Source organism: Paenibacillus rhizolycopersici (assembly GCF_014947195.2).
Classification (GTDB): domain Bacteria; phylum Bacillota; class Bacilli; order Paenibacillales; family Paenibacillaceae; genus Fontibacillus; species Fontibacillus rhizolycopersici.
The window spans coordinates 230,290-254,451 of sequence record NZ_JADCNN020000004.1 but is presented as its reverse complement, the minus strand read 5'-3'; the positions used below and the strand labels follow the sequence as shown (position 1 = coordinate 254,451).

Genomic DNA, 24,162 nt, shown 5'->3' with positions numbered 1-24,162 from the left:
ATTTTAGACACCAAGCGGTCGTGGCGGAATTGGCAGACGCGCACGGTTCAGGTCCGTGTGGGCTAACCCCCCGTGGAGGTTCGAGTCCTCTCGACCGCACCACCTTAAGAATGAACAAGCTCTTGAACCTGTCCTTGTGACGGTTCAGGAGCTTTTTGTTTGATTGGGATTTGCAAAGCGAATCGAAATCTGCGCAGTTCACGTCATTAGTAGAGAAGTTCATCTAAAGAAAGTTATTGCAAAAAGGAATGTAATCCTTTATTATGGACACCGTAGATCTATAATTGTAATGTTATTGAGGGAGGGGGAGAAACAGGGATAAGGCGTTCAAGCAATCATTTCATATATTCTAATTGTGGATATTGAAGATCTGTGGAGGATATATTTATTATGGAAAAACAACTTTTTGATGTGTGGCACGGTTACCTTAATATAGAGGCTTGGGGGAAAAAAGGATGATCGACTTAAATAAAATAAAGCGCGGCCCAATCCTGTTTGCTCTGATTATCGGCATGTTCGTCGCCGGTTTGAATGAGACTTTAATGGGCAATGCCCTTCCTGAATTTATGAAATCGTTTGGCGTGTCTGCTGCAACGGGGCAGTGGCTTTCCACCGCCTATATGCTCGTTGTTGGCGTGCTTGTTCCGGTAACGGCAATCGTGCAGCAGTGGTTTACGACCCGGCAAATATTTCTGTCGGCGATGAGTTTGTTCCTTGTCGGCACGGTCACCTCGGCGGTGTCGCCAGATTTCAGTGTGCTGTTGGTCGGGCGGATTATTCAGGCGATGGGAACCGGCATGCTGATGCCGCTTGTAATGAACGTTATCATGACCATTTATCCGCCGGAAAAGCGCGGAGGTGCAATGGGCATTTTTGGGCTCGTCGTCATGTTCGCCCCGGCAATTGGCCCAACTATCTCAGGATTAATCATTGACGGATTATCATGGCGCTGGCTATTTTACCTTGTAATACCGTTTGCGCTGCTCTCCATTATCATAGGAGCCGTTGTGTTGAAGAATGTGTCGAAAGTTACCAAACCGCGAGTGGACCTCCTATCCATTGTGTTGTCAACGATCGGATTTGGCGGAATCGTTTATGGGTTCAGTAATGCCGGCGAACACGGTTGGTCGGAACCGGCAGTCGTCTGGACGATCGCTGCAGGCGTTATTTCCTTATTGCTGTTCGTGTGGAGGCAGTTATTGTTAAAGGAACCTGTTATGGATTTACGTGCTTTCCGGTATCCGACATTTACGCTTATCGTGGCGCTTATGCTTGTGCTAATGATGACATTTTTCTCCTCGGCGATTATGCTTCCAATATTTATGCAAGGTGTACTCATGGTAACGGCATTTAAATCAGGCTTGATTCTGCTTCCTGGAGGGTTTGCGAACGGGCTCATGGCTCCGATTTCAGGCAAGCTGTTTGATAAGTTTGGACCTCGCATAACGATCATCCCAGGCCTGGCCCTTGTTGCCATCTCATTATGGCAATTTACCCGATTCGATGAAACGACGAGCACGGGGTTCCTCGTCGCCGTTCACGTCGCACTGATGATTGGTTCCGCGCTTGTCATGATGCCCGCACAAACAGCGGGGCTCAACCAACTGCCAAACCATCTGCACCCGCACGGGACAGCGATCTTGAATACGCTGCAGCAGGTGTCCGGCGCAATTGGCACTGCTCTGTACATCAGTATTATGTCGGGCGGACAGAAGCATTATTTGAGCGGGGTGAGCGATCCGCAGGCTCCGGCGGAAATTGCCAACGGGCTCGCAGCTGGCATCAACAATGCGTTTGTTTTCGGCGGCATCATCGCCCTTGTTGCGTTTGTACTTGGTCTCTTTCTCCGTAAAGGGAAGTCGCCGGGACTAGAACAGGAAGCAGAAATAGGGGAGTCCCTAAGCTAAAAGGAAAGAGCGAGGGATGATCATGAACGATTTTTACAATGCATCCGTTTGGGAAAAAGCATGGAAAGACGATTCCGATACCATCGTAAACAAGATGAGAAGAGCCGGGATCGATCCTGCCAGATCCTTTGAACGTAAGGCCAAGACTTTCAACGAACAATCATGCCGATAATTCCTGCAGAGCATAGCCTTGTGAACGAAGTTTGGCCTCTCCTCACGGGTCAGCCTTTTCATACGAAACCTACGGAAAGGGGATACTTGCTGCATTTGTTGTATCTTAAAGGTTATGCTTATGAATCGCTAATCACATGGGAAAAGAAAACAAAGGAGGTCACCAGAGAAACGGCAATGCAGGAAACGATGTCTTGGCTTGGCCATCACCGTCTGCCAGTAGATGAGCGGAATCGGAATATCATTGCTGACTATTTGGATCAAGCATATCCGTCCGGCAAAGTAGTCATTCAGGAGGGCGGACGTTTTGGCAAAGTACTGATTCGATTACAGAATCAGAACATGAATAGTTCCCAGTAACTGCTCGCTATATTAGTTAGTATGCTCGGAAATAGCGGTGTAGCGCGCATCCGTTAGCTCAATACGCGTACTTGTTCGCTCTTTGCACGATTATCCCGTTGGATCAGATGCTAGTAAGTGAATCATGGCGCATGATTAACGTCCGTTCTATGATCTCCACCTCGATCTCCACCCAGCTCAAGCCCAACTCTGCCCCAACCCTCAACTCTACTCTGCTCCCTGAGTGAAGGGGATAATCGTGCAAAGAAGCGAGCAAGAGGAGGGAAACCCTGCGTTGCGTTATAATGGAACAATGAGAAGAAAGCAACGGAGGTGAGGCAGGATGTTTCGAGTAGCGGTTTGCGATGATGATGAGCAGCAACGAGACCAACTGCGGCAGATATTGCTGGCTTTATCGTTTAAAGCCAATATCGAATTTGAAATCGAATTGTTCCCCTCCGGCGAACAGTTAGTGTCCCATTATGAACAGGAGAAATCGCCGTTCCATATTCTCATATTGGATGTGGAGATGAGCGGGATAAACGGGATTTCCGTAGCCCGGAGAATCAGGGAGCTTCAGCATCTGGATGAGCAAATCATCTTTTTGACGAGTTATCCTGAATATATGGTGGAGAGATTTGATGTGTTTATTTTTCAATACTTGATCAAGCCTGTCGCGCCGTCGGTACTGGAGGAGAAGGTCATTCGGTTGTGCCGTTATTTTCAAGCGCAGGAGAAGAAGTTCTTGATCGTTCAATCCGGCTATGAAGATGTGGTGCTCAAGCATGATGAAATTATCGCGATTGAATCCGCCAAGAGCCTAACAGTGAAGAACAAGTTGAAGTTCATAACCGTATCTCAAGTTGTTGAAAGTAAAGGACTGATCTCGAAGTATGCGGAGTCTCTAAAAGACAGTCAGTTCTTGCAGATTCATCGCTCAATCATCATTAATATGAACCATGTGAACAAATTTGCTGGGAGTGTCGTACAGATGTCAAACGGATTGGAAATGCCGATCGGACGATCGAAAATCAAAGAAGTGAAAGATTTCTATACGAAATTCAAGGTAATGAAGGACAACTTATGATTCCATTTCATCTTCCGATTCTGATCAGCATCGTATTCGTGCTAGGTTACCAGCTTCTCCTATATTTTGACTCGGTGTTTGGGCGGTCGGCTCGTAAACCGCATCGGATCGTGCATTTTATCGTATTCGTATTGGTGAGCACGGTCTATTTGACTGTCGACATGGGGTGGGGCGCCGCCTCCGGTGTAGCCTTATTGCTGATTTACAGTTTAGCGGACTCCTACCAGGTTGAACTCAAAAACAAGTTGATGTATACGGTCTTGTACGCGGTGTTGATGTCCATCGTCAATTCGCTCTCTTTGTTTGTTTTCTACACCCTCAATTCGGACGAATTTCGGAATTTTGAACCTTCGAGCTTTTCGGCGTCCGCCAAAACTCTGTTGCTCTCCTGCACGTTTATGTTTGTTGTAGTTCAGCTGATCCGACTCATGGCCAAACGTCGAACGTATCCGTTAAAGCCTTCATACTACCTTCTATTTCTGTTCGTCCCCGTGTTCAGCATTTATCAGGTAAATAGGTTGGCTGCGTTTAGCGAAAAAAACCTGCATTTCTTTATTTGGGTCATCGGACTGTTGTTACTCAATGTGTTGGTGATCTATATGTTCGACACGATGATGGAGAAGTTTCAATTCCAACAGGAGAATTTTCAATTGCAGCGACAGATGGACTACCAAGACGCGAACTATGAAAAAACGGTGCATAGCTTCAAATCCATCAAACGCATCATCCACGATACGAACCAACAATTTCTGTATGTTGAGGAGTGCATCAAGCGGGGGGACCCGGCTGCGGCATTAGAACATATAAGAGTCACGCTAAATAAAGTCGAAGACGCTTATCATCGAGTGAATACGGGCCATCTTGTAATCGATGCCCTTGTCACAAACGCACTGAATATCGGCGAGGCGAATGGGATTCGAATCGACACACAGCTGAGTCTCTACTCGCAGGATCTGAACATCGATCGTTACGACCTTTGCGTCGTGCTCGGCAATATGCTGGATAACGCTTTGGAAGCTTCCAAGAAAGTCAAGATCGCAGAAGATCGCTATATCCTGATTCGCATCCGCTCGGACGAGTCTGCTCTGTCCATTCAGATTAAGAACCAAACCGAGCACGAGGTGATTCGTTTACAAAGCCAGAAGCCAAACCGGGAGTTTCACGGGATCGGCCTCACCAATATCTCCAGAATATGCGAGAAATACGGAGGCAACATGACCATCGAGACGGGCAGTAAGTCCTTTAATAATATGGTGCTCCTGCCGTTCGGGGATTGATATTTGCGTTTCAGAACGAGTAGCCTTCATCCGCTTCTTCCTTCATGTACGATAAGACCTGTATCCAATAGATAAAGATACAGGGAGGAATCGGAAATGAACAAATGGATGATTGGTTTCCTTACGTTGTTGCTGGTGCTCATCATGCCGGCGGGTCAAGGAAACGTTCAGGCAAGTGCAAACCCGGTAAAGGATAAAGCGCAAACGCTGGCTCATACCGTCATCTCGGATTATGGCGTAACCAGCCTGCAATACGCCATTAGGGATCATGGAGCGATCACGTTATCTGACGGCGCCGGAGCATCTAATCAGGAAACGGGTGCGCCCGTCACCCGGGAGACGATGTACGGAATAGGCTCGGTCAGCAAAATGGTTGTCGCCGCAGCAACCATGCAATTGGTCGATGCGAAGCTCGTGGACTTGGATCAACCGCTCACGACGTATGTCAAGGACTTTCAAATGGCGGACAAAAGGTATCGCCAAATTACGCCGCGGATGTTGTTAAACCATTCATCGGGTTTGTATGGTTCCCACTACGAGAACAGCATGTTATTTGATGATAACGACACGCAAAACCATGACGAATTGCTGAGCAAGCTGCGGTCCGAGCACCTGAAATCTGACCCCGGCGCGTATTCCGTCTATTGCAATGATGGCTTTACGCTGCTGGAGATTCTGGTGGAACGCGTAAGTGGAGTCAGCTATTCAGATTACCTGGATCAACATTTCAGCAAGCCTTTGGGACTCGGAAGCACCAAAACGCCACTCGATACGTTTGACCGAGAGAAGCTGGCCAAAACTTATTTTCCAGGAATAGATCATGTTTTACCTGTGGAAAATGCCAATGTGCTTGGTGCGGGCGGCATCTATTCTACTGCTGAAGAATTAACGAAATTTGCCGAAGTCCTGATGGGAGACCGGCCGGAGTTGCTTTCCAAGGCTGCGTCGAAATTGATGCAAGCCCACGAATATCGCAACGGAATTTGGGTGGAGGAAGAAACGAATATTTTTAACTACGGATTGGGCTGGGATGCTGTAGAGCTGGCTCCGTTTGGAGAATACGGCATCACCGCTTTATCGAAAGGCGGCGATACGATCGTGTATCACGCCGGAATGATCGTCTTGCCGGAGCAGCATATCTCGATCGCCGTGCTTTCTTCGGGAGGAAGCTCGTTCTATAACAGTGCCTTCGCCGCCGGGGTATTGCTGGAGTATTTGGACGAAAAAGGCCTGATTGACGAGATTCAACCGACTCCGACCTTCGAGGCTCCCGTTAAGATGGAAATGCCTAAGGAGCTGCAAGCTTATTCCGGATTATACGGAATGGTCGGCGAAACAATGAAGGTTGTCATTCAACAAGGGCAAATGGAATTGGCAGCCCAAATGGGCGGTTTAATTCCGGCACAAACGTATGTATATACGGGCAACGGCCGGTTTACGAGCAGCGATGGCACGGCCAACGTTAGCTTTGTGAAGGAGACCAACGGCAAGACCTATTTGAAGCTGGATGCATATTTGAACTTCCCGGGGCTTAGCCAAATGCATATGGTATCCTACGAATATCAGAAGCTGGAAGCTCAACCGCTGAGTCAAGCGATGAAAGAAAAGTGGAAAACCAGAGATGGAAAAATGTATTATGCTTTGGATGAGAAAATCAATTCCCTGTTCTTCCTGGCCACGTCGGTTCTCAATAAAACGATCTCACTTGATCTTGAATACGGTTATGCCAACGGCGCTAAAATCGTGGATGCCAATCAGGCGGTGAACATTATGGAAATTCCGAATATGAACAGCCGGGACGCTTTTGATTTCAAATTCTCGGAGTTGAGTGGCGCGGAGATTTTGGATGTAAATGGTCAAACCTTTATCCGTGAGGATGGAATTCCTAACCTCTACGCCGGAGCGCAATCGAAGATCACCATTCTACCAAGCGGCCAGGCAAGATGGTTTAACATACAGCCGTCCTTGGCAGAGCGGACGATGACCGTGAAAACGGAAGGAAGCGGCGGCTTCATCGTATATGACGAACAAGGGTTGCTGGTTCACTCGTCGATTATTAGTAAGCAGCCTTCCTTTAAACTGCCGGCCGGCGGGAAGATCGTGTTCGGCGGGCAACCCGGAGACGTGTTCCGTATTCATCTGAGCCAATAATTTCTCTTAGAGAAAACCGCTAGCCGTGCATTGACGGCTAGCGGTTCTTCGGTTCTCAACGATGTTAGCCCGGATTCGGGCAAAACGAAGTGCTCAAGGAGGATAAATAATCGGTGTATGCCGAATCAAGCTTAGCCAACTCTGCGAAATAGCTGTCGATGACATGATTGGAGGATAACGAGGTGTCGGCGAAATACAGCGGGTAGGAAACGGAGACATGGCGGTAATAGTAGGTTTTATCTAGTTTTGGCAGCTTGAAAATCGTAGGGGGGATATGCGTCACGGCGTCGAATTCATTGTGAATCCGATAACTGTTTGGGACGTACTGGGTAAATGCGTTAACAAAATTCGGATCCCCGACACGAGGAGATCCGAACGTAAACAGGATGGGCACGCGAGGCGTGTTAGCGGCGATGTCCATGGCACACAACGTTGCCAGGGCGGCTCCGAGGCTATGGCCCGTTAGATATAGCGTCTTATCCTCCGGTAGCCGGCGCAGCGCCGAGTGAATTTGGCGGCGGGCCGATGCATAAATGCCGGTGAATCCCCGGTGCGTGGCGCCGGCATCCTTGGCCCATTTGAACTTCTGCTGCGTGGCGATGGCATCGGCAATCCAGTTGGACGTTGAGCTAGTGCCCCGGAAGGCGATCACGATCTCGTCCGCCGAATGCCATATAAACCCGAAGCGTTCCCACTGGCCGATCAGGGATTTTGCTTCGAGGGTCTCATACAGTGAATAAGGCGGCGGGAGGACAAACGTACCGTCCGAATTCGTGAATTGCGCGTAGGTCTGGCCGCAAACCGCCGCCAAGAACAACGCGCGCTGGACTTGAGCCTGGTTTAATTCCATGATCCATCCCCCTTCGCCTTCCTGATTCCAATATATTAAGAGCGAAGAAAGAAGATGCTATAGTGCGCGATTGGCCCAGGCTGATTATAATAGGGACAACGACTTCTTTAGGAAGGTGATTGTATGGCATGGTTAATCCTAGTCATCATTTTGATTTTGGCGTTTGCTTTGATCGCGACGATAAGAATCGGGCAATCGCAAAGCAACCGGGAAGAAAATCCGCGTTACACCCAACAAACTGGCCGGAATTGGCTACGTCTAGGCGTGATGTATGCCGTTGGTGTTCTTGCGGTTGTGTTGATCTTAATGATGTTTATGTAGTGAGCCGACATAACTTAACCCGGTCACCCTGATGAAATCGAGTTCCTCCGCGGTCATGAGCCCAGATTGATACAAGTTCAGGTATTCTTGTGAGACGCTTTGGTTGAAGATCAACAGATCATCCGTGTTTATGGTAACGGGAACCCCGTAATCGTAAAGTTTGCGCAGGGGATGTCTCGCGTAGCTGTCCGCTACCCGTAGCAGGATGTTGCTCGTTGGACAGACATTTAACCGGATGTGATGATCAGCCAGCCAATTCATTACGGAGACGGATCGTGCCGCCGCAATGCCGTGGTGAACCTCATCCAGTTCCAACTCCTCCACAGCTTCTCGAACATCGTCCGGTGAGCCGAACTCCCCGACATGCGCTCTAAGCCTTAGCCCCGCTACCTTGGCAATCCGGTAGACCGGCTTGAAATGGCGGATCGGCTGGGCGAATTCATCATTGCAAATGTCGATGGAAGCAAACCAACGATATGCCAATACCTCATCAATCTCTTTTAAAATATCTTCGATCCGGCTTTCCCTGCCTAATGACAGCTCAGGGAAAAACGACGTGCCGGGAGTCAAACATCTGTGCAATTCTTCTATGATCCCCATAAACGTCTTCATCCCGCCCAAGGTGGAGATTTCATCGAGGCCGAAACTAAGTGCCAATACCTCGATTCGGTCGGCCGGGGGGCTCGATTTTAGTACCGGACCAGGCTTCAATGTAGGAGATGTTGCCGCCGCGCCCGGCATGACTATGCAAATCGCTTTTCGGTATGCGTTTCAATTCATCCAGCGCGTTAAGGTGTAAAGCCTCTGTAAAGGAAAGGCTCATCCACACCACCTCCATCCTAATTAACGATATCCTAGCATAGCGCATCATTAATTTCTATTGATCTAAAAGGGGGAGCAAACATGGACATTCGAATTTTGCCCTTAAGTCCGGAGCGGATGGAGGACTTTAAGACATACTGTCGCAAGCATCGCCAAGAGGTGGACGACTCCTTCTTGTATGAAGAGGATTTGGCTGAGTTCCAAATTCATGAGGAGCATCCCACTTACATAGCCGTCAATGAGAAGGGGGAACTGATCGGCGCGGCTTCGATCATCGCCGATGCTTACCAGCGAAAGGGACAGCAGGCGCGTTTTCGCATTTTGCACAGCGAAACCGGGGATGAGGCCGTTTACCATCGCTTACTTGCTGAAATCGTGAAGCATGGCGAGGGCTTGGCGAAGATGTTCATCTTTGTGCCGTCGGTTAATCCCGGACTGATGGAGATCGTTTCACAGCTTGGTTTCCAGGTGGAAAGATATTCTTTCCTGCTGGTGAACGAACCGCTGAACCCCGCGCCGTATGACCTTCCGGAAGGCTATAACTTCCGTGCGTTCCGCCCTGGGGAGGACGAGGAAGCTTGGTGCGTCGTGCGGAATGCTGGATTTTCTCAACTGAAGGGCAGCCAAACGCCAATTACGCCGGACATGGTGGCGAAGTATCCCGGAGAATCGGATTATCTGAACGGCGGTATGCTGTTCTTGGTCCATGAGGATCGGCCGATTGGCATTGTACGTTGCGCGGACGACGAATACGTGGATGCGCCGATCATGAACATCGGGCCTCTCGCGCTGCTCCCTGAATACCAAGGGAAGGGACTCGGCCGCTTGCTGCTTCGTCGGGCGATGGAGTTTGGCTGGGAAACCGGATATAGCCGGGTCATCCTGTGCGTTAATGCGGAAAATGAACGGGCCAAAGCGTTATATCTTCAGGAAGGGTTTAAAGAAGCGGAGTATGCGGTGAATTACCGATTGGATCTGCAGTGATGCGAAGCGGCGGGAGACCGCCGTTTTGCTCTTTTGTGTAAACGCTAACATTTCGAACGGAACTTGATTGGATCCTGGGGGGATAAAGACATGAGCGAGCTCTGCCGGATAATGATTGTTGATGATGAACTGTTGGTGCGTCAGGGGATCAAGCACCATCTGGATTGGGAGACGCATGGGTTCCGCATTGTCGGCGAGGCCGCAAACGGCAAGGAAGCGCTGGAGATGATGGAACCGTTGTCGCCTCATATCGTCATTACGGATATCGTCATGCCGGTGATGGACGGGGAGGAATTGACTCGCGTGCTGAAAGCCCGCTACCCGCAGGTGGAGGTGATCGTGCTGAGCAGCTTTGGGGAATTCGAGTATGTGCGTTCCACGTTCCAAAGCGGTGTCGCGGACTATATCCTCAAGCCAAAGCTGGAGACGGAGGAGCTCTTGCAGGTATTGCAAAGAACCGCTCGCAAAATTCCTGGGTTTTCACTCGGAGAAATCGAACGCGGGGACTTGCCACTGGAACGCCTGCTCGAGCGTCTAATCGACGGATACGAATCGGAGGAGGGGGATCAACGGGATCAACGGCTGTCCGAAGCTTTTCCGTATGATCGGTTTCTGCTGACCGGTACGGATGCCAGCCAAATAGCGGGGGAACCGGATGGGTATCTATCCGGTCTTGCGGCAGGATTGGAGAGCCGATTGTACGAGCTGACCGTTTCGATGCGGATTCAGCGCATCTATTCCGAAGGCAGGCAACTGTTAATGTTGCTGAATTTTCCCGGTCAGCACAGAGTTGAAGTGACTGACGCTGTGTACGGATACCCGCTGGCCAAAGCAGCGCTGATGCCGGATTTGACGTGGGTGATCGGCAGCGAATTTGCGGAGCTTCGCGATTTGGGGAACGCGTACCGGGAAGAGTGGCAGAAGCTGTTGCAATTTCGGTTTTATTTTCCTGGAAAGACCGTCCTGCAAACAGAAGAGCTACCCCCGGCTACCGCGCTTCCTACATTCGACATGAAGGAATTGATGTCTGGAATTAAGAAGGGGCAGGCGGAGGAAGCGTTCGGGAGATTGCGAGGACTCGCTGCCGAAGCGGCCGGGAGTTATCGGCAAACGCCCTTTGAGTTCAAATCGTTCTTGGGGAACGCCGTATTCCACGTGACGATTGCAGCCTTGGAGCTCCACCGCGAAGCGAAAGAGCTGGAAGCATCGAAGTTCACCTATTTTAAAGCCATTGATGAAGCGCAGGACGTAGCCGGTGCTTTACAGGCGTTCCACGCTTTCTTGAGTGAAGCGGAAGCGCTGATATCGGCCCGTGTCCCGCTGCCCGGCGACGGCAACATGAAGCTGCTGCTTGAGTATATCGGTGAACACTATGGAGAGCCGCTTTCTTTAAGCTCACTCAGCCGGCATTTTCACTTTAATCCGTCGTATTTGTCGAGCTACTTCTCTACTCACAACGATGAGGGGTTTAGCGAATATTTAAATCGGATCCGTATCGCCAAGGCGATGGAGCTACTCCGTACCGACGTGTTGCCCATTTCGGAGATCGGCAGCCAAGTGGGTTATTCGGATCCCAGTTATTTCACCAAAGTGTTCAAAAAGCAAACGGGGTTGTCGCCGCGGGAATATCGCCGGCAGCAGCTCGCCAAGAGGGGATAACGGATGAATTTAATCGAAAAGTTTCGCAGCAGCCATCTCATCTCCAAGCTCTTTGTCGTCATGACGGTAAGCATCGTCGCGGTGTGCCTTCTCACCTCGCTAATCACCATCCGCATGGCGGAGCGGTTGTTTGCCGAAACGTTCAGCATCACCAACGGGAAAGTTCTGAACCAGATCAATACCGGGATGGAGTCGTTTAACGATTCCGTCGTTAACGCGGTCACCTTTGCCTCGCAAAGCGGCTCGGTGAAGACGTATTTGACCGGCGGGGACACGGATTCGGTGGCGATGTCGAAGGTGTATTACCGCATGGCGGAGCAGATGGAGCAAATCGCGTCCAATCTGGGGGCTTACGATGTGGCGGTCACCATCATCGGTGTGAACGGGCGCAGTTACTCGACCGACTCGAACTACTGGCCGGTGTCTTCTCAGGAACTTGCTGACGATCCGTTAACCCGTTATACTGCTGCGGAGCCGCGACGGGTGTTGTATCAATATGACGAGCGGGACGGTAAAGCAGGCAAGGAGCGATTTATCGTCGCCTCCAAAGCGTTGGTGGATCGTACGGGCGGGCTCAGTTATGGGATGCTGTATATCGCGATTCGAGAAACGGAATTTCGCCGGTTCTTCGCCAACTTTACGAGTAGCGGAAACGATGTGCTCGTGCTTGACCCGGCCGGATTACTTGAAGGGGACGGCATTTGGCAAAGAAGCGATCATTCTGGCGAATGACCTGCCGCCCTATCGATTGTATCTCGTGAACCTGATCGATCGGCAGTACACCGCCGGGCAGATCATCAACATTCGCCAAGTCGCGTTGATCTGCCTGGTCATTATTGGAGCTGCGCTGCTCCTTGTGTTCGTGATTTCCCGCCGGTTAACGCTGTCGCTGACACGTCTGGTCCGGCTGATGTCGACCATCACGAAGAAGGATTTCCGCAACTACATCTCGGTCAGCGGCAGCTATGAAGTCAAAGAGCTGAGCAAAGCGTTTAACTACATGCTGGACGAGCTAAACGATTACGTTCACAAGCTGCTAGAAACGCAGAAGGAACAGCGGAACGCTGAGCTCGCCGCACTGCAGCGGCAGATCAATCCGCATTTCCTGTACAACACCTTAGCCTCGATCAAGCTGTTGGTCCAGAAGGGCAGCAAGGAAACCGCGGCCGAGACGATTAACGCGTTGATTTCCCTGCTGCAAAATACGATCAGCAATGCCAACGAAACAATCACGGTTGAGCAGGAGCTCGAGAACCTGAGAAACTACGTATTTATCAATCAAGTCCGTTACGGCGACCGGATCAAGGTGAGCTATTTCGTATCTCCAGACTGTATCCGGTGCGAGCTGCCCAAGCTGATTCTGCAGCCCTTTATCGAAAACGCCTTTTTTCATGCTTTTAACGTTAAAACCGAAGGAACGATTTACATCCTGATTTCGAAAACGGATCATTCCCTTGTTTGCGAAGTGGCGGATAACGGGGACGGTATGGAATTTGACCCGAACGACTGGGTTCCCGATCATCCGAAGAACCGCAGCCAGCTATTAACGGGGATTGGCATTCAAAATGTGAATCACCGGATTAAGCTGCTGCACGGGGAGTCCTACGGCGTCCGGATCACCAGCGTGAAGGGAGAAGGGACGCAAATTCGCATCGTACTTCCGCTGATTGAGGATTTGGAGGTAACCGGGGATGCGGTCTAAAGATTTTCCCATTTTCCAAAAAAAAGACCAGTGTCGTCTTGCGGTAAACTCGACATGGACAAGAAAATCACCAAACCGCACAAAGATATTCCTAACGGGCCGTTCCGCCGCAATGCTATCCTAAAAGCGATAAAAGGAAGCGCTTTCTTAATGAGGCGCTGCCCATCACGATAACAGGGGGATGAACCGAAATGAGAAAAAGCTTGATGCTATTGATGGTCAGTCTAGTGCTGACGCTGGTGGTGTCCGCTTGTTCCGGGAGTTCCGGAAACGCTGGCAATTCCGGCAACTCGGAGAGTACGGGGGACACTGCGGGGTCGACTGCAGGGAATGGCGGGGACGGCTCGAAAGGCGCCCAGGAGATCACCGTTTGGGCCTGGGATCCGAACTTTAATATCGCCGCATTAAATTTGGCCAAAGAAAGATATGAAGCGAAGCACACGGACATCAAGGTGAACATCGTAGAATACGCGCAGGACGACATCGTCCAGAAGTTGAACACCGGGCTGAACTCAGGAACGACTAAAGGGCTGCCAAACATCGTGCTGATCGAGGATTATCGGGCCCAAAATTTCTTGCAGGCTTATCCCGATTCGTTTCGCGACATGTCCGATCTCATCAAACCGGAGGATTTCGCAGAGTACAAAATCGGACCGACGAGCTATAACGGCAAACAATACGGCGTACCGTTCGATTCCGGGGCTACGGCGCTTTACGTGCGGACGGATTACCTGGAGCAAGCGGGATATACCGTGGAGGATGTAACCAATATCGATTGGAACAAGTACATCGAAATCGGCAAGAAAGTCAAGGAAGTTACGGGCAAAGACATGCTGACTCAGGATCCCAATGACATCGGGCTAATCCGCGTGATGGCGCAGTCGGCAGGAACGTGGTACTTGAAGGAAGACGGTAAAACGCCAAATCTGGCGGACAATCCGGTGATCAAGGAAGCCCTCGAAACCTATAAAGCGATGTTCGACGCCAATATCGTGAAATTAAATTCGGACTGGAGCCAATTCCTGGCGGCGTTTAACAACGGAGATGTTGCGTCTGTCCCAACCGGCAACTGGATTACGCCGTCTGTTAAAGCGGAGGCTTCCCAATCCGGTAAATGGGCGGTCGTGCCGACGCCGAAGCTGGCGAATAGCGCAGCATCGGTGAACGCCTCGAATCTAGGGGGGAGCTCCTGGTATGTGATGAATATGGACGGTCAGGACGCGGCTGCGAATTTCCTGGCGGAAACCTTTGGCTCCGATAGCGAATTATATTCCCTACTGCTGGAGAAAATCGGCGCGATCGGCTCGCTGAAGGCCGCATCCAGCGGAGCGGCTTACGATAAAGCCGACGAGTTCTTCGGCGGTCAGAAGATTTATGCCGATTTCGCCAAATGGACCGAAGAGGTGCCTAAGGTCAATTACGGCTTGCACACTTACGCAATCGATGACATTCTGGCCATTGAAATCCAGAACTACTTGAATGGCAAAGACGTGGACAGCGTCATCCGCGACGCCCAGGCTCAAGCCGAATCTCAATTGCAATGATGAGAGCAACTGGCTCTGTTTTGCGCTGGAAGGCTTCCGCAGTCGGTTGGTTGTTTGTGACAGCAGCCGTGGTGCTGATCGCACTGTTTTACTTCTATCCGATGATCCAGGCATTGCTTCTGTCGCTGCAAACCGGTACGGGCTCGAACTTGACCTTTAACGGGCTGGGCAATTATCAGCGATTGTTTACGGACTCGATGTTTCTGACGGCGGTCAAGAATACGTTCATATACCTGATCGTACAGGTTCCGATCATGGTACTGCTGGCGTTAATCTTGTCCGTGATGTTAAATGACCGGAATTTGAAATGGAAGGGATTTTTCCGCACGGCGATCTTCCTGCCCTGCATCACTTCGCTTGTCGCTTATTCCGTTATTTTTAAATACCTGTTTGCGGGCGACGGTCTGGTCAATATGCTGCTGCTGCAATTGCACCTTGTGTCGGAACCGATTCCGTGGATTACCGATCCGTTTTGGGCCAAAATTACGATCATTATTGCGATTACCTGGAGATGGACGGGGTACAACATGATCTTTTACCTTTCGGCCATCCAGAACATCGATCCTTCGGTTTACGAAGCAGCCAAAATTGACGGAGCGTCGGCGAGCAAACAGTTTTTCCAAATCACGATTCCGCTCTTGAAACCGATTATTTTGTTTACTTCGATCACCTCGACGATTGGCACGTTGCAGCTATTCGACGAAGTTATGAACATCACGCAGGGGGGTCCGGGTAACGCGAGCTCGACGATCTCGCAATACATTTATAATTTGTCCTTCAAGTACGCAGCGAATTTCGGGTATGCGGCGACGGTGTCTTATTCCATCGTGGTGATGATTGTCATCTTGTCCATTGTACAATTTAAAGTGGCAGGTGATCGTGATGCATAGGGTGAAACGACTGTCTATGTACCTGTTCCTCGCCATAGCGGCGTTTGTTTCGATCTTTCCGTTTCTATGGATGATCGTCAGCTCCACGAATCCATCGGTAGACGTGACCCGGGGCAAGCTGCTGCCAGGCTCCCACTTTATGGAGAACCTGCGCAGCTTGCTGGATTCCGTTGATATTTTGAATGCGCTCATAAATTCGCTGACCGTCTCCGTCTCCACGACGTTACTTGCTATGCTGGTCGCTTCGCTGGCCGGTTACGGTTTCGAGATCTACCGGAGCAAGGCGAAGGACATCGTATTTAACGTGCTATTGTTATCGATGATGCTGCCCTTTGCAGCCTTGATGGTGCCGCTTTACCGCATGTTCGGTCGAATCACCAACCTGGTTCCCTTGATTGGCATCGATACGCTGGCCGCGGTTGTGCTCCCAACCATGACGACGGCGTTTCTGATCTTCTTCTTCCGGCAAAGCACGAAGATGTTCCCGAAAGAGCTGCTTGAAGCAGGCCGGATCGACGGCTTATCCGAGCTGGAGATGTTCTTCCGCGTATACGTGCCTACGATGAAAACGACCTATGCCGCGGCGGCGATTATCACGTTCATGAGTAGCTGGAACAATTACATGTGGCCGCTGATCGTGCTGCAAACGCCGCAGAAGCAGACCGTACCGTTGCTGATTTCAACGCTGGGCTCCAGCTATTCTCCGGATTACGGATTGATTATGCTGGCCATCGTCATTTCGACGCTCCCGACGGCCATCGTCTTCTTCGTCATGCAGAAGCATTTCGTAGCCGGGATGATCGGATCGGTCAAATAGCAGAAGATTTCCGTTTAGCGATAGGTCGGCAGCCAATCCCCATGGGCTTCGATGAGGTCATCGCACATGGCGATCATGTCGTCGATAGACAACTCGGCCGAAGTGTGGGGGTCAAGCATGGCTGCATGGTAAATATGCTCTTTCTTACCGGTGATCGCCGCTTCAATCGTCAAGAGCTGGGTATTGATGTTCGTCCGGTTTAAGGCGGCGCATTGCGGCGGCAGATTACCAACATAGGTAGGAGTTACGCCGCTGGCATCCACCAGGCAGGGGACTTCCACGCAGGCTTCCGCCGGGAGGTTGGGAATCAGTCCCGAATTCATCACGTTGCCGCCGATTTTGAACGGAACGTCGGTCTCGATGGCCTCCATGATATACGAAGCATACTCGTGAGAGCGTTCGTGCTTGAGCTCCTGGTTGCCAACGAGCTCCTCCCGCATGCGCTCCCAGTTGGAAATTTGCTCGACGCAGCGGCGCGGGTATTCGTCCAGCGGAATTTGGAAACGGTCGATGAGTTCAGGATAGTTCCGCTTGATGAAATAAGGATGGTATTCGGCATTATGCTCCGACGACTCCGTGATGTAATATCCGAATTTCAGCATCATTTCGAAGCGCACCATATCATGATGTGGTTGCTGCTGCTTCTCGGCCGCGAGGCGTTTAATTTCCGGGTAGAGGTCGACTCCATCTCGGGTCACCTCCAGCAGCCAGGCCATATGGTTAATGCCAGCGATTTTGGCTTGAACTCCGGTTTTGTCCATCCCTAAGCTATCGAACAAGCCGGGAATGCAAGCCTGCACGCTGTGGCAGAGACCCACGGTACGGACTTGGCCATACGTATTCATCACGTTGGTTAATACAGCCATCGGGTTCGTGTAATTTAGGAATAAGGCGTCCGGGCACACTTCACGGATATCGGCTGCAAAATCCAACATCACGGGAATCGTCCGCAGATTGCGGAAAATCCCGCCAATCCCTACCGTATCGGCGATCGTCTGGCGCAGCCCGTATTTCTTCGGAATTTCGAAATCCGTTATGGTGCACGGATCGTACCCGCCGACCTGGATGGCGTTGATGACGTACTTCGCGCCTCTCAGCGCTTCCTTCCGGTCGGTGTAGGCTTTCACGATACAGGTACTGCCGCTGCTGAGCTTCAAGTTGTTCAGCATATTCTCCGAATCTTTTAACCGCTGGAGATCGATATCATATAAAGCGAGCTCGAAACCTTGCAAGGCGGGGGTTTGCATGCAATCGCCTAGTACATTCTTGGCGAACACGGTGCTGCCGGCCCCGATAAATGTAATTTTGGACATGTTAAATCGCCTCCCTTTTTCTTCCTCAATATAGCTCTCCGCCTGAAAAAAAGGTATGGAGAAATGAAAGGGAAGTATGGAGGAATGTTGTATTTTGGTCTGCCATCCCTTACGCTAGGGAGAGCAGACCAATACGCTTTTTTAGGGGGCCGTGATGATTCCTGAACATGACTTGTTTGAAGTCCATATGAACCCCGATGACCGGGAACGGGATGTGACCGTCTTGTTTAGCGGGCAAGGCCGCCCCCATCCGAATCACCGCATCGGGCCGTCCGTGCACGATCATTATTTGCTGCACACGGTATTTGAGGGGAAAGGAACGTATACCTGGGGCGGACGCGTTTATTCCTGCGGGCCGGGGGACACCTTCGTCATTTTTCCGAACGGCTTGTTCACTTATGAAGCGGATTCTCGGCATCCGTGGCATTACGCCTGGGTTGCGTTAAAAGGTCCAAGCGTCCATCGGCAATTCATGGACGTTGGCATTACGCCGGACAAACCCGTGGTAAGCTTCGGGGATCCCGAGCAATTGCGGGAGCTTTACGCTCGTCTCCGCTCCTCGTTCCGGCAGTCTGACCACCCGTACTTGGAGGGCCTTGAGGCGGCGGGCTGGATGACGCTTCTGTTTCATCATTTCGGACTGGCGAATCAGGACATCCTCCCTCATACCGCTGTGAAAGAGCCGGCGATGATTGACCGGCAGGTGGATCAGGCAATTCGCTGGTTTCAACTGCAATACCCGCAGCAGATCGGCATTGAGGAGTTGTCCCGAAATCTCGGTTACCACCGGGCCCATTTGTTTAACGCCTTTAAGGCACGGACCGGACTGTCGCCCAAACAGTATTTGACGAAGGTGAGGATCGATAAAGCAAAGGAGTTGCTTACCGGCTCGTTAACCGTCGATCAAATCGCTTCCTCCGTTGGCTTTAACGATGCGCTGTACTTCTCGCGGCAGTTCAAGAAATCCACCGGGATGTCCCCGAGCGAATACCGCAGCGGGATCGGGAAGGAATGAGAGCATGTCGGGTCTCAACAACTTCCGGCGGTGCATAAGCAAAGGGTTCGTCCGGAAGGTAAGTGGATCCGATCACGGAAATGTTGCATTTCGTGCAGGATTTGGGCGGGGAAACGGGCCTGTGAAGGTGAAATGTTGCATTTCCTGCAACAATTCCACCCCCAAACTGTCCTGCGGGGCCGGAATGTTGCATTTCGTGCAGGATTTTGGGGCGTATACGAAGGAATCGGCAAGAATGTTGCACTATCTGCAACATTCTTGCCGGTGACAGTACAGCGCACGTATGAATCAGAAATCAGGGGGCTTTCCCATGCCCAAAATCTTCTGAAAGTTGGGCAACTCTGCCAACAATGAAAATAATCGGCTAGGTGGGTTCATACCTGGCCGATTATTCTTTCAATCATGGAACTTTTCAAATGGACCACCATTGGGCCAATCTATTTCTTAATCGATTGGCCAATGCTGCAGCACCATCAGCGCCGCCCCCGTGGCTACGGCAGTATCGGTCAGCTGACCTTGGGTGAACAGCGGGTTGTATTCGGGATAATGGTATGCATTTTTCTTCGCGACTTCGACTGCAATATCGAAAACAAGCGGGTGTGCGCTGACAAGCGGACCGCCCAGAACAACATATTCAGGGTGTAAGGCATTGATCAGATTGGCTAGTCCGGTTCCGAGGCAGACGGCCGTTTTCGTGAATTGTTCCATTACCAGTGAATCGTTCTGAGACAAGGCGTCGACCAGGGCGGCGAAGTTCACACGGTCCGGGGCTTCGCCGGACAACACACTGATGCGCCCGGCTATGAGCTCTGCGCGAACCCGCTCTTCAAGTGCGGGAACCGAAACGAAAGCCTCCAACGCTCCGGAGTTGCCTTTATTACGGAGCTTTGGTCCGTCCATCTGAATGATCATTTGCCCGATTGCCCCTTCGGTATCGGCGGCTCCTCGAAGAATACGGCCCTCGGACATGGCGGCCGAGCGGATGTTTACGCCGGCATGCACGTATAAGGCGTGCCGAATGGTTTCGGATCGTAGCGCCCAGTGCTCACCGATGAGCGCGGTGTTGGCCCCGTTATCGAGCATGGCGGGAATCCCTAACCGCTCCTCGAGCATAGTGCAGATTGGAACGTGTCTCCAGGAGGGGGCGGGAAACCACTCGGGTTCGAGGATGATTCCGTTGCGATGATCCAGCGGGCCAACCGCACCGATGCCGATTCCCAGAATGTCGGCGGAAGTGATTCCGTGCTCCGTAAGAAACGCCTTCGCGGTATTGGCAACAGAGTCCGCCAGAACATCGGGTGTCATGCGATCGTCCATTTTCCAGCGGGCCTGTGACAAAGGGTTTAAATGCAGATCATATAGACCAAGTACGGAGTAGATCCGGGAGATTTCGAGCCCAAACACAAATCTGTGCTTCGGATTCGTCTGGAACAGGATCGGCTTTCGGCCGCCGGTCGAGCTCCCCAGCCCGGAGATGACGATTAGCCCCCGGGAGGTCATCTCCTCCAGTAAACGTGTCATGCTGCTGCTAGTAAGCGGAAACTCGCTCATCAGGTCGGCTTTGGAGACGGTGCCGAGGAACGAGATTCGATCATAGATTTGCTTCTTAATCAAAGGATTGGAATGAGTCAACATCGATAAGGCTCTCCATTTCCAAGTTAATTCGTCGGGATATCTTTTAAGTATAACGGGAAGGAGGGGGGATTTCCAGAGATTCATTTATTGACTCTTCGAAAAATAAATGATATTATATATTTCGTTGCTGCAAAACAATGCATCAACCGAGAAACGCGGTCGTGGCGGAATTGGCAGACGCGCACGGTTCAGGTCCGTGTGGGCTAACCCCCCGTGGAGGTTCGAGTCCTCTCGACCGCATCCTTAAGTAGAACAGCCTCGCAACTTGCTCTTCGGAGCGGTTGCGAGGCTGTTTTTTTCATTTACTCGTGCCCATATAACTCGTTAAATTATCCAATACCTTGCGAGATAATCTTCCTCTGGCTTCCCGGGTAAAACCTGACACTTTGGGAGTATGGATGATTTGGGGATAGCGGTGAAGCTCAGTTTTGAACTCCCCTGCACCGTCAGCGTCAAAGATCGCATAATTTCCGCTTGCTTGGATCCACTTCCGAAAGGCAGCGGCATCAAATGGCGCTCCGAGGGAGGTGTTCACCAGAATTTTGCCGTGGCCCAAAGCGGCGAAATCCTCAGGTCCGAGGAGATGGGTGTTTCTGGGCAAGTGCATGGAGATCATCTCCGAGGTATGCAGCAACTCGCGAAGCGGAGCATATTCAAACCCGGCTTGTTCGCAATCCGGTTTGCGGTTCCGGCTGAAATAACGGACTTGCATGCCGAAAGCGGAAGCCCGATGCGCCAAAATCTTGCCCGTCGCCCCCATCCCGATGATGCCCAGCTTGCGCTGCTGCAGCTCGACCGGTTCGCTTAGCCATTGGTGCGGGCCCAGACCTTTGAGCAAGCGGATGAGCTCGCTCATGACGAATTCGGCAACCCCTTCATCGCCATAATCACGAACTCCCCTTACCTCGATGCCATGCGCCCTCGCCGCGGCGATATCGACGTTGGCCGATCGCTCGTCATACAGGCTGCAGCACATGCCGATATATCGGAGCGCGGGGTGGCTTGCTATCACTTCGCTATCAATTTTCGTTCTCCAAGATACAAGTACACAGTCCGCATCTTGGATTCTTTCTATTAACTCGGCTCTACTTTGCGGATCTTGTTCAAACTGGGCGATCGGTTGCATCGAGTACTTCTGTAATTCTTCCAAGGCCCAAGCTTCGAGCCCGACGTTATCTACGCATACGATTTGGTTAAACATGATTTCAAGAAAACCCCCTTGATCAGACATCCCCGTCACGACTAGCATGTCCGGTGTTATTCTTAGACCTTATTCTTGTTCTACTATACCACGGAGAGCCCGGATCAAGAGCTTAGGGATCCTACCTACCCGCGGCCGATAAGAGGATACCGGCTAAACGGCAACCCTTCGAACGGGAGTTGGATGCGTTGATGATGTTGAAGCTGAAGCAGATCGACGGGCTGATCATCGGATACCGTGCATGCGACTGAAAATTGTCGAGGAATATGCGAAGTATGGGCCGATTACGGTGTTGGAGGATGGCGGGGCCAGAACGTGTCGTCCATTTTTTTCGATCGGAAGATCGGTATTGCCTGGCTCGAAAATCCAGTCCGAACAGCCTGAGGCGAACCGCTGCCTATCGGGATTTCCTTGCCGACAAACATCAGGCACATCGCCCGGATTACGCCTTTTATGACTGTGCCCTGCTGGAAGACGGAGAATGGATCATGGAGCGGATCAGGCGGATGGAGGATCCGCCGACCGCGTTGCTGGTGACCAGTGATCAGGTCGCCGCAGGCATTCTGGCTTATTGTACGGAGCGAGGTTTTCGGGGGCCGGACGAGCTGGCCCTCGTCGGATTCGATAACCAATCCATCGCCAAGATGCAAAATCTGACGTCGTTCGAGATTCCGCCGCCCGATCTGGAGGTTCCCCTCATTTCATCGAATGTTCGACGGTATAGGCCGCACGGATCGAGGTTCATTCCTTCCAAGGGGAGTGATGGATGCAGTCGCAAAAGTTCTTCCGTTGGAAGCCGGGGATCATGGCGGCGCACACATCGGCCTTAATATTCCCGAACGTGGTATCCGTTTTGTGCTTAAAGCCTTCAAAAAACGCAGGGATGATGCGGTTCTTGAAATCGTTGCGAGGAAAGGCGGCTACGATCTCTTGGCGGACCTCTTCCGAAATCCGTTCGAAATTCTCGCCCATCACGTCATAACCGACCCCGGAGTAGAGCAAGGCGACTTCGGGTTCTTTGTATTCGGCGACGCCGATGGTGGTATGCAGAGCGATCGCATCCCACACTAACCGGATGGATTCCTGCGGGACGCCGCGGCTTCTCAGAAATTCGCGGGCTGCATTGGCGCCGTCCACTTCAAATCGTTTGTCCGGACTGCTGTAATGCGGGGTGAGGCCCAAATCGTGGAACAGGGCGCTGATGTAAAGCAATTCGGCGTCATAGTTCACGTTCGCTTGGTTCCCCTGTAGGGCGGCGAATAAAAATACGCGGTTCGAGTGGTTCCACAGCAGCTCGTCTCCGTATTCGCGCAGCAATTCGGCGGCTTCAAAAGCAAGCTTGCTGTCGGGGATTTTGATTTCGGCAATCGAATTCGGCATCATGGGTTCCTCCTAAATTTTCAATTCAATTCGTTTTCAGGCTCATTGTATCGTTCAAAATTATCATTGATCAATACGATTGTTTCGATCATAATGATAGATATATTAAATCATTATCCGTAAACCGGGGAGGATGAAGTTCATATGGAACTAAGACAACTGGAATGCTTCAAAGCGGTCTGCCAGGAGCTACATTTTACGAAAGCGGCCGAACGCTTGAACATCTCGCAGCCGACCCTCAGTTATCAAATCAAGCTACTGGAGGACGAGTTAAGCGTCCCGTTGTTCAATCGGATCGGCAAAAAAATTACGATGACGCCGGCGGGTCATATTTTGCATAAATATAGCGCCGCTATTTTTAACTCATTGGCGGGGGTTCGCGAGGAAATTTCCGAGCTGCATCATCTGGAACGCGGCGAGTTGGCGGTGGCCGCGCTGATCGGGGAATTAAACGAACTCGTATCCGGGCTTCTTGGGGAATTCTACCCCCGGCATCCCCGCTTGCAGCTCAAATTGCTTGGGGTCGAAGACGTAATCGAGTACCTGGTGTCGGAGGAGGCCGATTTTGCGGTGACGATCCTGCCGCAGGAGGAGGACGAACGATTCGCTGCCATCCCCCTGTACAAGGAGGATTTCTATTTCGTCGCACCAGCTGCGCATCCTCTGGCCGGGCAAACCTCCATCGATTTCGAACGTATCGTGGAAGAGGCGGTGGTTATGTTTCCTCCGACGCATCGCTGCCGCCAATTGGTCGATGCGACTTGCGCAGTCAAAGGGTTTACGCTGCAACCCCAAATCGAAACGACCACTATCGACTCCTTGCTGCGACTCATCCGCTCCGGCGCAGGCGTAACCATCCTGTCCAAGACGCTGCTGGATATGTACGATTTGCGGGATTTGTGCCAACTCCCGTTGCGAAATCCCTGCCTGACCCGGGAGGTAGGGATCGTTCACCTGAAGGATAAATATCTTGGCGCGGCAGCACGGGAATTCATAGCGCTGATTCAAGAACGCGTTCGTACTTTGAAGGAAATTTAGGCGCAGGCGCCGGTTGCGTTATAATAAGAGAGTAGATAAAGATATTCAAATTGCGAGCG

Annotated in this window: 23 protein-coding genes and 2 tRNA genes; 18 read left to right on the top strand and 7 right to left on the bottom strand. The window is 51.3% G+C overall.

Going from position 1 to position 24,162, the window contains the following annotated elements; translation table 11 throughout:
- Positions 1-14: 14 nt before the first annotated feature.
- The 6 genes from IM700_RS06595 to IM700_RS06570 all read left to right on the top strand — a co-directional run bounded on the left by IM700_RS06595 (position 15) and on the right by IM700_RS06570 (position 6,932).
- Positions 15-102 (top strand) — tRNA-Leu (locus IM700_RS06595).
- A gap of 353 nt (positions 103-455) precedes the next feature.
- Positions 456-1,907: an MDR family MFS transporter gene (locus IM700_RS06590; protein ID WP_193415027.1), complete on the top strand. Its 1,452-nt coding sequence runs from the start codon at positions 456-458 to the stop codon at positions 1,905-1,907.
- Positions 1,908-2,174: 267 nt separating this feature from the next.
- Positions 2,175-2,438, top strand: coding sequence for a hypothetical protein (locus IM700_RS23485; RefSeq protein WP_418888768.1), 264 nt, complete (start codon positions 2,175-2,177; stop codon positions 2,436-2,438).
- A gap of 322 nt (positions 2,439-2,760) precedes the next feature.
- Positions 2,761-3,504, top strand: a complete 744-nt coding sequence (locus IM700_RS06580) for a LytR/AlgR family response regulator transcription factor (RefSeq protein ID WP_193415028.1) — start codon at positions 2,761-2,763, stop codon at positions 3,502-3,504.
- On the top strand, positions 3,501-4,781 hold the full coding sequence (locus tag IM700_RS06575; RefSeq protein WP_193415029.1) for an ATP-binding protein: 1,281 nt from the start codon (positions 3,501-3,503) through the stop codon (positions 4,779-4,781). Before IM700_RS06580 ends, IM700_RS06575 begins: the two co-directional genes overlap by 4 nt.
- 96 nt (positions 4,782-4,877) lie before the next feature.
- Complete coding sequence (locus IM700_RS06570) at positions 4,878-6,932, top strand: serine hydrolase domain-containing protein (protein WP_193415030.1); 2,055 nt, start codon at positions 4,878-4,880, stop codon at positions 6,930-6,932.
- Positions 6,933-6,996: 64 nt separating this feature from the next.
- On the opposite strand, the gene IM700_RS06565 is transcribed toward IM700_RS06570, so the two are convergent.
- Positions 6,997-7,782, bottom strand: a complete 786-nt coding sequence (locus tag IM700_RS06565; protein ID WP_193415031.1) for a lipase family protein — start codon at positions 7,780-7,782, stop codon at positions 6,997-6,999.
- A 123-nt stretch (positions 7,783-7,905) separates the two neighbouring features.
- On the opposite strand from IM700_RS06565, the gene IM700_RS06560 reads away from it, so the two are divergent.
- Positions 7,906-8,103 (top strand): hypothetical protein, encoded by a 198-nt coding sequence (locus IM700_RS06560; protein WP_155605089.1) that lies wholly within the window; start codon positions 7,906-7,908, stop codon positions 8,101-8,103.
- Here IM700_RS06560 and IM700_RS06555 read toward each other — a convergent pair.
- Together IM700_RS06555 and IM700_RS06550 are read right to left on the bottom strand one after the other, a co-directional pair.
- Positions 8,086-8,703, bottom strand: a complete 618-nt coding sequence (locus tag IM700_RS06555; protein ID WP_204801124.1) for an amidohydrolase family protein — start codon at positions 8,701-8,703, stop codon at positions 8,086-8,088. The two genes, IM700_RS06560 and IM700_RS06555, sit on opposite strands and share 18 nt — an antisense overlap.
- A gap of 46 nt (positions 8,704-8,749) precedes the next feature.
- Positions 8,750-8,926 (bottom strand): hypothetical protein, encoded by a 177-nt coding sequence (locus IM700_RS06550; protein ID WP_204801122.1) that lies wholly within the window; start codon positions 8,924-8,926, stop codon positions 8,750-8,752.
- Positions 8,927-9,006: 80 nt separating this feature from the next.
- Between IM700_RS06550 and IM700_RS23095 the strand changes: the two genes are divergently transcribed.
- The 7 genes from IM700_RS23095 to IM700_RS06520 all read left to right on the top strand — a co-directional run bounded on the left by IM700_RS23095 (position 9,007) and on the right by IM700_RS06520 (position 16,521).
- On the top strand, positions 9,007-9,909 hold the full coding sequence (locus tag IM700_RS23095; RefSeq protein ID WP_193415033.1) for a GNAT family N-acetyltransferase: 903 nt from the start codon (positions 9,007-9,009) through the stop codon (positions 9,907-9,909).
- Between the two features lie 90 nt (positions 9,910-9,999).
- Positions 10,000-11,568 carry a response regulator transcription factor gene (locus IM700_RS06540; RefSeq protein ID WP_193415034.1) on the top strand — a complete coding sequence of 523 codons (1,569 nt, stop codon included), beginning with the start codon at positions 10,000-10,002 and terminating at the stop codon, positions 11,566-11,568.
- Between the two features lie 3 nt (positions 11,569-11,571).
- A complete protein-coding gene (locus IM700_RS23480) occupies positions 11,572-12,300 on the top strand; it encodes a hypothetical protein (protein ID WP_418888767.1) in 729 nt (242 codons plus the stop codon).
- Positions 12,236-13,270 (top strand): sensor histidine kinase, encoded by a 1,035-nt coding sequence (locus IM700_RS23475; protein ID WP_418888766.1) that lies wholly within the window; start codon positions 12,236-12,238, stop codon positions 13,268-13,270. The genes IM700_RS23480 and IM700_RS23475 overlap by 65 nt, the downstream gene beginning before the upstream one ends.
- 191 nt (positions 13,271-13,461) lie before the next feature.
- The gene (locus IM700_RS06530; RefSeq protein WP_155605094.1) at positions 13,462-14,814 is read left to right on the top strand and encodes an ABC transporter substrate-binding protein; all 1,353 of its coding nucleotides are present in this window, start codon (positions 13,462-13,464) and stop codon (positions 14,812-14,814) included.
- Positions 14,814-15,704, top strand: a complete 891-nt coding sequence (locus IM700_RS06525) for a carbohydrate ABC transporter permease (RefSeq protein ID WP_193415370.1) — start codon at positions 14,814-14,816, stop codon at positions 15,702-15,704. Before IM700_RS06530 ends, IM700_RS06525 begins: the two co-directional genes overlap by 1 nt.
- Positions 15,697-16,521, top strand: coding sequence for a carbohydrate ABC transporter permease (locus IM700_RS06520; protein WP_193415371.1), 825 nt, complete (start codon positions 15,697-15,699; stop codon positions 16,519-16,521). The genes IM700_RS06525 and IM700_RS06520 overlap by 8 nt, the downstream gene beginning before the upstream one ends.
- 14 nt (positions 16,522-16,535) lie before the next feature.
- On the opposite strand, the gene melA is transcribed toward IM700_RS06520, so the two are convergent.
- Complete coding sequence (melA, locus tag IM700_RS06515; RefSeq protein WP_193415035.1) at positions 16,536-17,834, bottom strand: alpha-glucosidase/alpha-galactosidase; 1,299 nt, start codon at positions 17,832-17,834, stop codon at positions 16,536-16,538.
- A 154-nt stretch (positions 17,835-17,988) separates the two neighbouring features.
- On the opposite strand from melA, the gene IM700_RS06510 reads away from it, so the two are divergent.
- Complete coding sequence (locus IM700_RS06510) at positions 17,989-18,849, top strand: helix-turn-helix transcriptional regulator (protein WP_193415036.1); 861 nt, start codon at positions 17,989-17,991, stop codon at positions 18,847-18,849.
- Between the two features lie 444 nt (positions 18,850-19,293).
- On the opposite strand, the gene IM700_RS06505 is transcribed toward IM700_RS06510, so the two are convergent.
- Positions 19,294-20,484, bottom strand: coding sequence for an ROK family protein (locus IM700_RS06505; protein WP_193415037.1), 1,191 nt, complete (start codon positions 20,482-20,484; stop codon positions 19,294-19,296).
- Positions 20,485-20,639: 155 nt separating this feature from the next.
- Between IM700_RS06505 and IM700_RS06500 the strand changes: the two genes are divergently transcribed.
- A tRNA-Leu gene (locus tag IM700_RS06500) sits at positions 20,640-20,724 on the top strand.
- A 58-nt stretch (positions 20,725-20,782) separates the two neighbouring features.
- On the opposite strand, the gene IM700_RS06495 is transcribed toward IM700_RS06500, so the two are convergent.
- The gene (locus IM700_RS06495) at positions 20,783-21,685 is read right to left on the bottom strand and encodes a D-isomer specific 2-hydroxyacid dehydrogenase family protein (protein ID WP_193415038.1); all 903 of its coding nucleotides are present in this window, start codon (positions 21,683-21,685) and stop codon (positions 20,783-20,785) included.
- A gap of 299 nt (positions 21,686-21,984) precedes the next feature.
- Between IM700_RS06495 and IM700_RS06490 the strand changes: the two genes are divergently transcribed.
- Positions 21,985-22,515, top strand: coding sequence for a substrate-binding domain-containing protein (locus IM700_RS06490; protein ID WP_193415039.1), 531 nt, complete (start codon positions 21,985-21,987; stop codon positions 22,513-22,515).
- Here IM700_RS06490 and IM700_RS06485 read toward each other — a convergent pair.
- The gene (locus IM700_RS06485; RefSeq protein ID WP_193415040.1) at positions 22,427-23,065 is read right to left on the bottom strand and encodes an HD domain-containing protein; all 639 of its coding nucleotides are present in this window, start codon (positions 23,063-23,065) and stop codon (positions 22,427-22,429) included. The two genes, IM700_RS06490 and IM700_RS06485, sit on opposite strands and share 89 nt — an antisense overlap.
- Positions 23,066-23,209: 144 nt before the next feature.
- Between IM700_RS06485 and IM700_RS06480 the strand changes: the two genes are divergently transcribed.
- Entirely contained in the window at positions 23,210-24,103 is an 894-nt protein-coding gene (locus IM700_RS06480) for a LysR family transcriptional regulator (RefSeq protein WP_193415041.1), read from the top strand.
- Positions 24,104-24,162: the final 59 nt, after the last annotated feature.